The 13188-nt window shown below is 71.0% G+C and carries 12 protein-coding genes; 6 read left to right on the forward strand and 6 right to left on the reverse strand.

Annotated features, from left to right (window positions below; all coding sequences use genetic code 11):
* Positions 1 to 240: 240 nt before the first annotated feature.
* Positions 241 to 1482, forward strand: coding sequence for a serine hydrolase (locus tag BG418_RS25630; protein WP_188276326.1), 1242 nt, complete (start codon positions 241 to 243; stop codon positions 1480 to 1482).
* A 21-nt stretch (positions 1483 to 1503) separates the two neighbouring features.
* Here the strand turns inward: BG418_RS25630 and BG418_RS25635 are convergent, their stop codons facing one another.
* On the reverse strand, positions 1504 to 3210 hold the full coding sequence (locus BG418_RS25635) for a glycerol-3-phosphate dehydrogenase/oxidase (RefSeq protein WP_188276327.1): 1707 nt from the start codon (positions 3208 to 3210) through the stop codon (positions 1504 to 1506).
* 219 nt (positions 3211 to 3429) lie between these two features.
* Here BG418_RS25635 and BG418_RS25640 point away from each other — a divergent pair, with 219 nt between their 5' ends.
* Together BG418_RS25640 and BG418_RS25645 are read left to right on the forward strand one after the other, a co-directional pair.
* The gene (locus tag BG418_RS25640; RefSeq protein ID WP_188276328.1) at positions 3430 to 4674 is read left to right on the forward strand and encodes a nucleotide sugar dehydrogenase; all 1245 of its coding nucleotides are present in this window, start codon (positions 3430 to 3432) and stop codon (positions 4672 to 4674) included.
* 147 nt (positions 4675 to 4821) lie between these two features.
* On the forward strand, positions 4822 to 5304 hold the full coding sequence (locus BG418_RS25645) for a hypothetical protein (protein ID WP_188276329.1): 483 nt from the start codon (positions 4822 to 4824) through the stop codon (positions 5302 to 5304).
* A gap of 80 nt (positions 5305 to 5384) precedes the next feature.
* On the opposite strand, the gene BG418_RS25650 is transcribed toward BG418_RS25645, so the two are convergent.
* The 4 genes from BG418_RS25650 to BG418_RS25665 all read right to left on the reverse strand — a co-directional run bounded on the left by BG418_RS25650 (position 5385) and on the right by BG418_RS25665 (position 9832).
* Entirely contained in the window at positions 5385 to 6509 is a 1125-nt protein-coding gene (locus BG418_RS25650; RefSeq protein WP_188276330.1) for a GuaB3 family IMP dehydrogenase-related protein, read from the reverse strand.
* A 130-nt stretch (positions 6510 to 6639) separates the two neighbouring features.
* Positions 6640 to 8145, reverse strand: a complete 1506-nt coding sequence (gene guaB, locus BG418_RS25655) for an IMP dehydrogenase (RefSeq protein WP_188276331.1) — start codon at positions 8143 to 8145, stop codon at positions 6640 to 6642.
* A gap of 244 nt (positions 8146 to 8389) precedes the next feature.
* The gene (locus BG418_RS25660; protein ID WP_188276332.1) at positions 8390 to 8965 is read right to left on the reverse strand and encodes a sigma-70 family RNA polymerase sigma factor; all 576 of its coding nucleotides are present in this window, start codon (positions 8963 to 8965) and stop codon (positions 8390 to 8392) included.
* A gap of 255 nt (positions 8966 to 9220) precedes the next feature.
* Entirely contained in the window at positions 9221 to 9832 is a 612-nt protein-coding gene (locus tag BG418_RS25665; protein ID WP_003948568.1) for a response regulator transcription factor, read from the reverse strand.
* 406 nt (positions 9833 to 10238) lie between these two features.
* Here BG418_RS25665 and BG418_RS25670 point away from each other — a divergent pair, with 406 nt between their 5' ends.
* On the forward strand, positions 10239 to 10571 hold the full coding sequence (locus tag BG418_RS25670) for a WhiB family transcriptional regulator (protein ID WP_188276333.1): 333 nt from the start codon (positions 10239 to 10241) through the stop codon (positions 10569 to 10571).
* A 107-nt stretch (positions 10572 to 10678) separates the two neighbouring features.
* Here BG418_RS25670 and BG418_RS25675 read toward each other — a convergent pair whose 3' ends face one another.
* Positions 10679 to 11575: a LysR family transcriptional regulator gene (locus BG418_RS25675; protein ID WP_188276334.1), complete on the reverse strand. Its 897-nt coding sequence runs from the start codon at positions 11573 to 11575 to the stop codon at positions 10679 to 10681.
* Positions 11576 to 11655: 80 nt separating this feature from the next.
* Here BG418_RS25675 and BG418_RS25680 point away from each other — a divergent pair, with 80 nt between their 5' ends.
* Positions 11656 to 12336: an MOSC domain-containing protein gene (locus BG418_RS25680; protein ID WP_188276335.1), complete on the forward strand. Its 681-nt coding sequence runs from the start codon at positions 11656 to 11658 to the stop codon at positions 12334 to 12336.
* A gap of 73 nt (positions 12337 to 12409) precedes the next feature.
* Entirely contained in the window at positions 12410 to 13183 is a 774-nt protein-coding gene (locus tag BG418_RS25685) for an SDR family oxidoreductase (RefSeq protein ID WP_188276336.1), read from the forward strand.
* Positions 13184 to 13188 lie beyond the last annotated feature (5 nt).

A 13188-nucleotide genomic window follows, 5' to 3' on the forward strand; every position in this document is an offset into this window, starting at 1 on the left:
CTGCGATCCCTGATCCGCGCCCGCACCGACCGCGTCCCGGCCGACGGCTCCCCGCAACTTGCCTCGTGAGGCGGCCCGGTTCACCGCTTTGTCCTGCTTCTCCTGCCGGGGGTCCGGGGGTTGGCCCCCGGGGGAGCGGCACCCGCCCTGGCAGAACGTCCATTGTCTCTCACGCCGGGACCAATGATTGTCCCGGGTCCGCCGTCCGCCAAGATGGCTCCCGGAAGGGGGACGACCGCGATGCCGACACTTCGGACACTGCTCGCCATACCCCTGGCCGGCTCGCTCTGCGCCCTGGGCAGCCTGTGCCTGCCCAGCCCTCCGGAGCCCCCGGACCGCCCGGACCCGCAGGTCACCGCGCTCACCCGACTGGTCACCGAGGGCGCCGCCCCGGCCGCCGCGCTGCTCGCCGAGAACCGTACGGACCCCGGGTCCCACACGGATCCGCCGTCCAGCACGGACTCCCCGTCGGACACGGACTCCCGGCCGGGCACGGACTCCCTGTCGGACACGGACTCCCGGCCGGGCATGGACTCCCTGTCGGACACGGACTCCCGCTCGGGCACGGACTCCCAAGCCCGCACCGGCTCGGCGTCCCGCACCAGCTCCCGGTTCCGCACCGCCGGATCCGGCCTCGGCCGCGCCGACCGCTTCCGGGCGGGCAGCGTCACCAAGTCCTTCGTCGCGACGGTGGTGCTCCAGCTGGCGGCCGAGGGCAGGCTGAACCTCGACGACACCGTGGAACAGCATCTGCCGGGCCTGATACGCGGCCATGGAAACGACGGCCGCCACCTCACCCTGCGCTCCTTGCTCTCCCACACCAGCGGTCTGTTCCCCTACACGGCCGACACCACGGTCCCGGTTCCACTCACCCCCTCAGCAGCCGTCCGTATCGCCCTCGCCCACTCCCCCGGACCCTTGGGCACCTACGCGTACTCGAACACCAACTACGTAGTCCTCGGCATGGTTGTTCAGCAGGTCACCGGCCACTCCTACGCGGCTGAGGCCGAACGCCGCATCATTTCTCCCCTCCGTCTCACCGGCACCTCCTTCCCGGGTGCCCGCACCACGCTGCCCTCCCCGCACAGCCGCGCGTACTCCGCCGACGGCCGGGACGTCACCGACCTCGACCCGCGCCGGGCGGGGGCCGCCGGAGAACTGGTCTCCACGCTCGCCGATCTGAACCGCTTCTACGCGGCCCTGCTCGGCGGCGAGCTGCTGCCCGCGCCCCAGCAGCGCGAACTGCTCAGCACCGCCGCCACCCACGGCGTATACGGCCTCGGCATCTACCCGCAGCGGCTCTCCTGCGGGATCACCGTCTGGGGCCACAACGGGCATATATCGGGCAGCCTCGTCCACGCGGCCGCCACCGTCGACGGCCGCCACACCGTCGTCTTCCGCATCAACACCGACACCCTCACCGACCCCTCCCTGGAACTCGCCCTGCTCAACACCGAGTTCTGCCCGACGCCCACCCCGTAGCCCCCGGCTGGGCCCGTCGCCCTACAGCGGCACGATGTCCGGCGCTCCCAGCCGCGCCGCGTCCGCCGTCAGGTCGTCCGGCTGGCGCTGCGACTCGCGCTCGGCCTGCACCCTCTTCTCGTAGTGCTCCACCTCCTTCTCGATCTGCTCCTTGTCCCAGCCGAGGACCGGCGCCATCAGCTCGGCGCACTCCCGGGCCGACCGCGTGCCCCGGTCGAACGTCTCGATCGAGATCCGGGTGCGCCGGGTCAGCACGTCGTCGAGGTGACGGGCGCCCTCGTGCGACGCGGCGTAGACGATCTCGGCCCGCAGATAGTCCTCGGCCGCGCTCAGCGGCTCCCCCATCGACGGGTCGGCCACGATCAGCTCGATCAGGTCCTCGGTGAGCGAGCCGTACCGGTTCAACAGGTGCTCCACGCGCACCACATGGAGCCCGGTCCGCGCGGCGATCCTCGCCCGCGCGTTCCACAGCGCCCGGTATCCCTCCGCGCCGAGCAGCGGCACGTCCTCGGTGACACAGGCCGCGACCCGCTGGTCCAGGCCGTGCACCGCCTCGTCCACCGCGTCCTTCGCCATCACCCGGTACGTCGTGTACTTGCCGCCCGCGATCACCACGAGCCCGGGCACCGGATGCGCCACGGTGTGCTCGCGCGAGAGCTTGCTGGTGGCGTCCGACTCACCGGCCAGCAGCGGGCGCAGGCCCGCGTAGACCCCCTGCACATCGTCCCTGGTCAGCGGGACGGCGAGGACCGAATTGACGTGTTCCAGCAGGTAGTCGATGTCCGCGCTGGAGGCCGCCGGATGCGCCTTGTCCAGGTCCCAGTCGGTGTCGGTCGTGCCGACGATCCAGTGCCTGCCCCATGGGATCACGAAGAGCACCGACTTCTCGGTGCGCAGGATGAGCCCGCTCGTGGAGTGGATCCGGTCCTTGGGCACCACCAGATGGATGCCCTTGGAGGCCCGGACGTGGAACTGGCCGCGCTCACCGACCATCGCCTGGGTGTCGTCCGTCCACACCCCCGTCGCGTTGACGATCTGTTTGGCGTGGATCTCGTACTCCCCGCCTCCCTCCACATCGCGCACGCGCGCCCCGACGACCCGCTCGCCCTCGCGCAGAAACCCGGTCACCCTGGCCCGGTTGGCCGCGTGTGCGCCGTAACTCGCGGCAGTGCGGACCAAGGTGGCCACATAACGCGCGTCGTCCATCTGCGCGTCGTAGTACTGCAAGGCCCCGACCAGCGCTTCCTTCTTCAGGCAGGGCGCGACCCGCAGGGCGCTGCGGCGGGACAGATGCCGGTGGACCGGCAGCCCCCGGCCGTGGCCGGACGAGATCGACATCGCGTCGTACAGCGCCACGCCCGATCCCGCGTACAGCCGCTCCCAGCCCTTGTGCTGGAGCGGATAGAGGAACGGCACAGGCTTGACCAGGTGTGGGGCCAGCCGTTCGAGGAGCAGCCCGCGCTCCTTCAGCGCTTCTCTGACCAGCGCGAAGTCCAGCATCTCCAGATATCGCAGCCCGCCGTGGATCAGCTTGCTCGACCGGCTGGAGGTGCCCGAGGCCCAGTCCCGCGCCTCCACCAGCCCGGTGGACAGGCCGCGGGTCGCGGCGTCCAGCGCGGTGCCCGCGCCGACCACCCCGGCGCCGACGACCAGCACGTCGAGCTCGCGCTCGGCCATCGCGGCGAGCGCCTCGGCACGCTGCACCGGTCCCAGTGTCGCTGTCCTCACGGCTGCCTCCCGTTGATCTGGGTGGTCTGGCTCACAACCTCGATTCTGGACGCGACCACCGACATCGGCCACCGCCTGTGGACAACACTCGGACGACCCCGGGCCCACAATGCCGCATAACGGTCATATTTACTCTTAGTCTGACATTGCGTAACGCCCATTCTGTCCACAGGGCTTGCGCACCTTGCCCCCTCCGGTTATGGGAAGGACGGTCATCGCATGCCCGCAGACCTCGCCGTCATCGGACTCGGCCACCTCGGCCTGCCGCTCGCCCAGGCCGCGGCCGCCGCGGGCATCGACACCGTCGGCCACGACACCGACCCGCACGTCCTCGCCGAACTCCGCGCCGGGCGCCCCCCGGTCGACGGCTGCCTCACCGCCGCCGAGCTGCGCCGGATGCTCGCGGGGGGCTTCCGTACCGCCGCCGGACCGGCCGAGCTCGGCCGGGTGCGCACCGCCGTGATCTGCGCGCCCACCCCGCTCGGCGCCGACCGCACCCTGGACCTCACCGCCGTCGCCGACGCGGCGCGCACGCTGGCAGCGCGGCTGCGCCCGCACACCACGGTCATCCTGGAGTCGGCCGTCCACCCCGGCACCACCGAGGACTTCCTGCGCCCGCTGCTCGAAGCGGGCTCGGGGCTGCGTGCGGGCCGCGACTTCCACCTCGCCTACTCCCCCAGCCGCATCGACCCCGGCAACCGCACACACGGCTACGCCACCACGCCCAAGGTCATCGGCGGCCTCACCCCCGCCTGCACCGAGTCCGCCGCCGCGTTCTACGGCCGCCTCACCGACAAGGTCGTCCGCGCGCGCGGTACCCGCGAGGCGGAGATGGCCAAGCTCCTGGAGACCAACTACCGCCAGGTGAACATCGCGCTGGTCAACGAGATGGCCGTGCTCTGCCACGACATGGGCGTCGACCTGTGGGACGTCATCCGGTGCGCCGAGACCAAGCCGTTCGGCTTCCAGGCGTTCCGCCCCGGTCCGGGCGTCGGCGGCCACGGCGTCCCGCTCGACCCGACGCCACTGCCGTACACCGGGCTGCGGATGGTCGGGCTCGCCCGGGAGATCAACGCGCATATGCCGCGGTACGTCATCCAGCGCTCCACCACGCTCCTGAACGAGCACGGCAAGTCCGCCCGGGGCGCGCGCGTACTGCTCCTCGGGACCACCTACAAGCCCGATCTCGCCGATCTGGAGGGCTCCCCGGCCGCCGAGATCGCGGGGCGGCTGATGGACCTGGGGGCGTCGGTGAGCTACCACGACCCGTATGTGCCGGACTGGCGCGTGCGCGACCAGCCCGTGCCGCGCGTGGACTCGCTCTACGAAGCGGCCGCCCACGCCGACCTCACGGTGCTGCTCCAGCACCACCGCACGTACGACCTCCAAGGTCTTGCGGTCAAGGCCCAGCTGCTGCTCGACACCCGGGGCGTCACCCCTGGGGGCGCGGCCCACCGCCTGTAGAGCGGCCTCCGAAATCTCGGTGGCGCCCCGCCCACGCACTGTTACTCTTCGGGTCGCTCGATCGCACAGTCGTGCGCATTTCCATGAGCTCTTCCACGCGCGCGTCCGTGGTGCACGCGCTTCCTTGACCTCGGGGGGATCCGAAAAATGAGCCAGAACTTTCCACCGCCGCCGCAGCAGCAGCCGGGCTTCCCGGGCTTCGTCCCGGCCCCGCCGCCGGCCCCGGTCCGCGACAACCTCGCGGGCGGTCTGGTCGCCGCGTTCGTCGCCGCCGTCGTCTGCGCGGGCGTGTACGGCGGGATCCTCGGCGCCACCAAGCACGAGATCGGCTACGCGGCCGTCGGCGTCGGCTTCGTCGTGGGGTGGGCGTCAGGCAAGGTCGGCGGGCGCAACCCCGCCCTGCCGGTGCTGAGCGCGGTCCTCGCCCTCGGCTCCGTCTACGCGGGCCAGATGTTCGGCGAGGCGATCGTCGCCTCCAAGGTGCTCCACGTCGACGCCACGGACCTGCTGGTGAACCACCTGAGCGTGGTGAACGAGCTCTGGAAGACCGACGCCGACCCGCTGACGTTCCTGTTCTTCGGCATCGCCGCGGCCGCCGCCTTCACCGGCTCCAAGAAGGGCGCCGCGTAACCCCCGGCACACGCAAGGGGCCCGGACCATGGGATGGTCCGGGCCCCTTCACATACGTACTACGTACGTGTGAGTCGACGTCAGCGCTTGTGCTGCGCGTCCGCCACCGTCACCTCGACGCGCTGGAACTCCTTGAGCTCGCTGTAGCCGGTGGTGGCCATCGAGCGGCGCAGGGCGCCGAAGAAGTTCATCGAGCCGTCCGGGATGTGCGACGGACCGGTGAGGATCTCCTCGGTGGTGCCGACGATGCCCAGGTCGACCAGCTTGCCGCGCGGCACGTCCTCGTGGACGGCCTCCATGCCCCAGTGGTGGCCCTTGCCCGGCGCGTCCGTGGCACGGGCCAGCGGGGAGCCCATCATCACGGCGTCCGCGCCGCAGGCGATCGCCTTGGGCAGGTCGCCGGACCAGCCGACGCCACCGTCCGCGATGACGTGCACGTAGCGGCCGCCGGACTCGTCCATGTAGTCGCGGCGGGCCGCGGCCACGTCGGCGACGGCGGTGGCCATCGGGACCTGGATGCCCAGCACGTTGCGCGTGGTGTGCGCGGCGCCGCCGCCGAAGCCCACCAGGACGCCGGCCGCGCCGGTGCGCATCAGGTGCAGGGCCGCGGTGTACGTGGCGCAGCCGCCGACGATCACCGGGACGTCCAGCTCGTAGATGAACTGCTTGAGGTTGAGCGGCTCGGCCGCGCCCGAGACGTGCTCGGCCGAGACGGTGGTGCCGCGGATGACGAAGATGTCGACGCCCGCGTCCACGACGGCCTTGGAGAACTGGGCCGTGCGCTGCGGCGAGAGGGCGGCCGCGGTGACCACACCGGAGTCGCGCACCTCCTTGATGCGCTGCCCGATCAGCTCTTCCTTGATCGGGGCCGCGTAGATCTCCTGGAGGCGGCGGGTCGCGGTGTCCTCGTCCAGCTCGTCGATCTCGTCGAGCAGCGGCTGCGGGTCCTCGTAACGGGTCCACAGGCCCTCAAGGTTCAGCACGCCCAGACCGCCGAGCTCACCGATGCGGATCGCGGTCTGCGGCGACACGACGGAGTCCATCGGGGCGGCCAGGAACGGCAGCTCGAACCGGTAGGCGTCGATCTGCCAGGCGATCGAGACCTCCTTCGGGTCCCGGGTGCGCCGGCTCGGGACGATGGCGATGTCGTCGAACGCGTACGCCCTGCGGCCGCGCTTGCCGCGCCCGATCTCGATCTCAGTCACGTTGTGTGGGCCTTTCCCTCTACGTCTGCGGTCCCAGTATCCCCGACATGTGTGTCCCCGACATACGGGCGAGGGGCGGTCCCGTGAACGGGACCGCCCCTCGGCGACACCTACGCGCGCGTAGGTGTCGTCAGCGCTTGGTGTAGTTCGGCGCCTCGACCGTCATCTGGATGTCGTGCGGGTGGCTCTCCTTGAGGCCCGCCGAGGTGATCCGGACGAACCGGCCGTTGGTCTGAAGCTCCGGGACGGTGCGGCCGCCGACGTAGAACATCGACTGACGCAGGCCGCCGACCAGCTGGTGGACGACCGCGGAGAGCGGGCCGCGGTAGGGCACCTGGCCCTCGATGCCCTCGGGGACCAGCTTCTCGTCGGAGGCGACGCCCTCCTGGAAGTAGCGGTCCTTGGAGAAGGACTTCTGCTCGCCGCGGGACTGCATCGCGCCCAGCGAGCCCATGCCGCGGTACGACTTGAACTGCTTGCCGTTGATGAACATCAGCTCGCCCGGGGACTCCTCGCAGCCCGCGAGCAGCGAGCCGAGCATCACCGTGTCGGCGCCCGCGACCAGGGCCTTGGCGATGTCGCCGGAGTACTGCAGGCCGCCGTCGCCGATGACCGGGACGCCCGCGGCCTTGGCGGCGAGCGAGGCCTCGTAGATCGCGGTGACCTGCGGAACGCCGATACCGGCGACGACACGCGTCGTGCAGATGGAGCCGGGGCCGACGCCGACCTTGATGCCGTCGACGCCCGCGTCGATCAGCGCCTGGGCGCCGTCGCGGGTGGCGATGTTGCCGCCGATGACGTCGACGCCCGCCGCGTTCGACTTGATCTTGGCGACCATGTCGCCGACCAGCCGGGAGTGGCCGTGCGCGGTGTCGACGACGATGAAGTCGACGCCCGCCTCGATGAGCGCCTGGGCGCGCTCGTAGGCGTCGCCCGCGACACCCACGGCCGCGCCGACGATCAGCCGGCCGTCCTTGTCCTTGGCGGCGTTCGGGTACTGCTCGGCCTTCACGAAGTCCTTGACCGTGATGAGGCCCTTGAGGATGCCGTTCTCGTCGACGAGCGGCAGCTTCTCGATCTTGTGGCGGCGCAGCAGCTCCATGGCGTCCACGCCGGAGATGCCGACCTTGCCGGTGACCAGCGGCATCGGGGTCATGACCTCGCGCACCTGGCGCGAGCGGTCCGACTCGAAGGCCATGTCGCGGTTGGTGACGATGCCGAGCAGCCTGCCCGACGGGTCGGTGACCGGGACGCCGCTGATGCGGAACTTGGCGCACAGCTCGTCGGCCTCGCCCAGCGTCGCGTCCGGGTGGACCGTGATCGGGTCGCTCACCATGCCGGACTCGGAGCGCTTCACCAGGTCGACCTGGTTGGCCTGGTCCTCGATCGAGAGGTTGCGGTGCAGGACACCGGCGCCGCCCTGACGGGCCATGGCGATCGCCATGCGCGCCTCGGTGACCTTGTCCATCGCCGCCGACAGCAGCGGGACGTTCACCTTCACGTTCTTCGAGAGGTACGAGGAAGTGTCGATCTGGTCGGGCGCCATGTCGGACGCGCCCGGCAGCAGCAGCACGTCGTCGTACGTCAGCCCGAGCATCGCGAATTTGTCGGGCACTCCGTCGACGTTTGCAGTCATGACACCTTCCCCATGGCCTTGATCGGTGCGGATGTCCATGCTAACGGGCTGGCGCGGTGTCTCATTCCATGAACAAGATCAACCGAATTCTTTGGACGTTCACACGTACGTGCGCCACGGCTACGCGCGCGTGGAGCGCCGTACAGCGACGTACGGCAGAAGCGCGCGTGCGGCGGCGTACGGCCGGACGGGTGAAGCGCGGCCCAAGACGCAACCGAAACGTGACGTGAGCGCGTGACCGGGACTACTGCTCGGCGAGCGCGCGCAGCCGGCTGAGCGCGCGGTGCTGGGCGACCCGGACCGCGCCCGGGGACATCCCCAGCATCTGCCCGGTCTCCTCGGCGGTCAGCCCGACCGCGACCCGCAGCACCAGCAGTTCGCGCTGGTTCTCCGGCAGGTTGGCGAGCAGCTTCTTGGCCCACTCGGCGTCGCTGCTGAGCAGTGCGCGCTCCTCGGGGCCCAGGGAGTCGTCCGGCCGCTCCGGCATCTCGTCGGAGGGCACCGCGGTCGAGCCCGGGTGGCGCATCGCGGCCCGCTGGAGGTCGGCGACCTTGTGCGAGGCGATGGCGAACACGAAGGCCTCGAAGGGCCGTCCGGTGTCCCGGTAGCGCGGCAGCGCCATCAGCACGGCGACACAGACCTCCTGCGCGAGGTCCTCCACGAAGTGGCGCGCGTCACCCGGCAGACGGTTCAGCCGGGTGCGGCAGTAGCGCAGCGCGAGCGGGTGGACATGCGCCAGCAGGTCGTGCGTGGCCTGCTCGTCGCCATCGACGGCACGGTGAACGAGCGCACCGATCACCGTTGTCTCGTCGTCGCGCATCGGTCCATGGTGCCCCGGCGTCGCAGACTCCGTGGCACCGCGTCCATAGTTGTGCACCGAAGCGTTATGAGCAGGTGCGCCGGAAGTCATCTCCTGCGCCCTCCCCTCCCGCTCGACCGACTCGTCCCCGAGGAACTCCACACCTTCAAGGATGCGGCATCGCGCGCGAAGCGTCACACGCCGCTCCACGGAGCGGGGGGACGGACCCGTCCGTCGACGACGGACGGGGATCCGGCCGACCCCGCCGCGGCCAGGTCAGCGCACCAGGCCCCAGCGGAATCCGAGCGCCACCGCGTGCGCCCGGTCGGAGGCGCCGAGTTTCTTGAACAGCCGCCTGGCGTGGGTCTTCACGGTGTCCTCGGACAGGAACAGCTCACGCCCGATCTCCGCGTTGGACCGGCCGTGGCTCATGCCCTCGAGGACCTGGATCTCGCGCGCGGTGAGCGTGGGCGCGGCCCCCATCTCGGCCGAGCGCAGTCTGCGCGGGGCGAGCCGCCAGGTCGGGTCGGCGAGCGCCTGTGTGACGGTCGCCCGCAGCTCCGCGCGCGAGGCGTCCTTGTGCAGATAACCGCGGGCCCCGGCGGCGACCGCGAGCGCCACACCGTCCAGGTCCTCGGCGACCGTCAGCATGATGATGCGGGCGCCGGGATCGGCGGACAGCAGCCGCCGGACCGTCTCCACGCCGCCCAGACCGGGCATGCGTACGTCCATCAGAATCAGGTCCGAGCGGTCGGCGCCCCAGCGGCGGAGGACTTCCTCGCCGTTGGCCGCAGTCGTCACACGCTCTACACCCGGCACGGTCGCGACCGCGCGGCGGAGCGCCTCTCGGGCAAGCGGGGAGTCGTCGCAGACGAGGACGGATGTCATGGCCGTCCTCCGCAGCTGATGCGCGTCACCTTGAGCCTCCAGGCTGGTTACGTATCGTCACCTGTGCGATTGACGCCCTCGGACACCTGCCCGAGCGCTTCTTCTTTCAACCGCTCCGCACTCTCAACGACGGTCACTCGAAAGAGTTACGGGTCGGACGGGCACCTTCGGCACTCTACGTGAGGAAGCGTGTGCGCCGGGCGCGCATCGCGGGTCACCCGCCGTTCGCTCGGAGGTATGCCCCATTTAGCGGCTTTTCTTCCCTTTTCCTGGTGTCTGTGGCTAGATTCGCAATGAGTCATATTTACATCTACTAACACCGTAGATGTACGTTCGTCGGTACACCCCAGTGATCCGGGGTACCCGGCCCATCCGCCTCAGGCACGGCTTCAAGGGGACATGAGCAATGGCAGATTTCTCCCGCCTTCCCGGACCGAACGCCGATCTGTGGGACTGGCAGCTCCTCGCCGCATGCCGCGGGGTCGACAGCTCCCTCTTCTTCCACCCGGAGGGCGAACGCGGCGCGGCCAGGAGTGCGCGCGAGAACTCGGCGAAAGAGGTGTGCATGCGCTGCCCGGTGCGCGCCCAGTGCGCGGCCCACGCCCTCGCGGTGCGCGAGCCCTACGGCGTGTGGGGCGGGCTCACGGAGGACGAGCGCGAAGAGCTGATGGGCCGGGCCCGCAACCGGCTGGTGACCGCCGCTGCCACCGGCGGGGCGGGTGACGGGGGGCACGGCTAGCGCCGCGTACGCCGAGGTTCGCAGAAACGTTCCTGCGCCGGATGGCGCAGGCCTGCGTGCCACCCCTGGGCGCCTCCGAGTGATCGCCGACGGCCCAGCGCCGCCGGTCAGTTGCGGGCGGCTGCTCCGGCCAGCTGGTCCAGGGTGGCCGCGACGGCCGGTACCCGGGCCAGGTCGGGCAGGGTGAGCGCGACGATCTCGCGCTCCACGGCCGGCTCGACCGTGACCGTACGGGCGCCCTTGGGACGTACCGACGCGATCGCCAGCTCCGGCAGCACCGCGACACCGAGCCCCGCCCCGACCAGGCCGATCACCGCCGGGTAGTCGTCGGTGGCGAAGTCGATGCGCGGGGTGAAGCCGGACTCCTCGCAGACCTCGACCAGTTGTCGCCGACAGCGCGGGCAGCCCGCGATCCACGGCTCGTCGGCGAGGTCGCGGATGTCGACCGTGCCGCTCTCGGCCAGCCGGTGGCGCTCGGGGACGAGGCCCACCAGGCGGTCGATGAGCAGCGGCCGGACGACCAGGTCGTCCCACTCCTCCGTGGTCGCCTCCCCGTACCGGAAGGCGAGCGCGATGTCGCAGTCGCCGTCGCGCAGCATCTCCACCGAGCGCGGCGGCTCGGCCTCGACGAGCGACACGCGCGTGCCGGGGTGCGCGGCGCGCAGCGCGGCGAGCGCGCTCGGGACCAGCGTGGAGGAGCCGCTGGGGAACGAGACCAGGCGTACCCGGCCGGCCCGCAGGCCCGCGATGGCGGCGACCTCCTCCTCGGCTGCCGTCAGCCCGGCGAGGATGCCGGAGGCGTGCCGCACCAGGACCTCGCCCGCCTGGGTGAGCCGTGTCTCGCGGCCGGTGCGCACCAGGAGCGGGGTGCCCGCCGAGGACTCCAGGGCCTTCATCTGCTGGCTGACGGCGGGCTGGGTGCAGCCCAGCTCGCGGGCGGCCGCCGAGAAGGAGCCGGTGTTGGCGACGGCGCGCAGGACGCGGAGATGACGGGCCTCGATCACCCTTCGAGTATAAGGGATGCTTGGAGATCGCGGGGAATATTGGATGACCGCTTTGAGACAGTCGCGTTAGCGTTCTCCTCATGAAGCTTCTGTCAGTGAATCTGGGCCGCGCCACGGTCGTCGACTACACCGATGCCGAGGGCGGTCTCACCGGCATCGGCAAGCGCCCGGCGGAGGGTCCCGTACGGATCTTCCGGCCCGGTCTCAAGGGCGTGGGCGCCAGTGGTGTGGCGGGCGACGACGTCTGCGACAAGCGCCACCACGGCGGCGACCACCAGGCTGTCTACGCCTACGCGCGCGAGGATCTCGACACCTGGGGACGGGAGTTGGGCCGCGAACTGCCCGGCGGAATCTTCGGCGAGAACTTCACCACGTACGGCCTGGACGTCAGCGACGCCCGGATCGGCGAGCGCTGGAGGGTCGGCCCGGACGTGCTCCTGGAGGTCTCCTGCGCGCGCATTCCGTGCCGTACGTTCGCGGGCGCCCTGGGCGAGCAGGGCTGGGTCAAGCGGTTCACGCAGGCCGCGGTGCCCGGTGCGTATCTGCGGGTGATCGAGGAGGGCGAGGTCCGCGCGGGCGACGCGATCGAAGTGGTCCACCGGCCCCGGCACGAGGTGTCGGTGGCGTTCTGGTTCCGCGCGTTCACGACCGAGCGGGAGTTGCTGCCGCGCACCCTGGCGGCCGGTGACGCGATGCCGCCGGAGGCCCACGAGACCGTCCGCAAGTACCTGGAGCGACAGGACGCCCGACGGGCCTCCTGACCGGACGAGCACCGGACGGTCACCCGGACAGGCCGTCACACCGCTGTCATCCGAGGGGCACTACCGTGCGCGTATGACGACTGCACTGATTACGGGCGCGACAGCGGGAATCGGGGCCGCCTTCGCGCGGCGGCTGGCCACCGACGGGCACGATCTGGTGCTGGTGGCCCGCGACGGCAAGCGGCTGCGGGACCAGGCCACCGAGCTGCACGACCGGCACGGCGTGGAGGCCGAGGTGCTGGTCGCCGACCTTTCCACGGAGGACGGCATCGCGGCGGTCGAGGCCCGGCTCGCCGAGCGCAGGAAGCCGATCGACCTGCTGGTCAACAACGCCGGATTCGGCAACAAGGGCCGCTATCTGGACGTGCCCATGACCGACGAGCTGAAGATGCTCAAGGTGCACATCGAGGCGGTGCTGCGGCTCACCTCGGCGGCGACCGAGGGCATGCGCGAGCGCGGGCGCGGCGGGGTCGTCAATGTCGCCTCGGTGGCTGCGTTCGTACCGCGCGGCACATACGGCGCGTCCAAGGCGTGGGTGGTGCAGTTCACCCAGGGCGCGGCCCGGGACCTGGCCGGTTCGGGCGTGCGGCTGATGGCGCTGTGCCCGGGCTTCGTGCGGACGGAGTTCCACCAGCGGGCCGGAATGGGCACCGACAACATTCCGGGCTGGCTGTGGCTGGACGCCGACAAGCTGGTCTCGGCCGCGCTCTCCGACCTCGCGCGCGGGAAGTCGCTGTCGATCCCGGACCCCCGCTACAAGGCGATGATGGGCGTGGTGAAGCTGGCGCCGCGCGGCCTGCTCGGCGGGCTGACGTCCCGCACCGGCCGCAAGTACGGCCCGCAGTAAGAGGT

The organism is Streptomyces sp. CBMA152, from assembly GCF_014596475.1.
GTDB lineage: Bacteria > Actinomycetota > Actinomycetes > Streptomycetales > Streptomycetaceae > Streptomyces.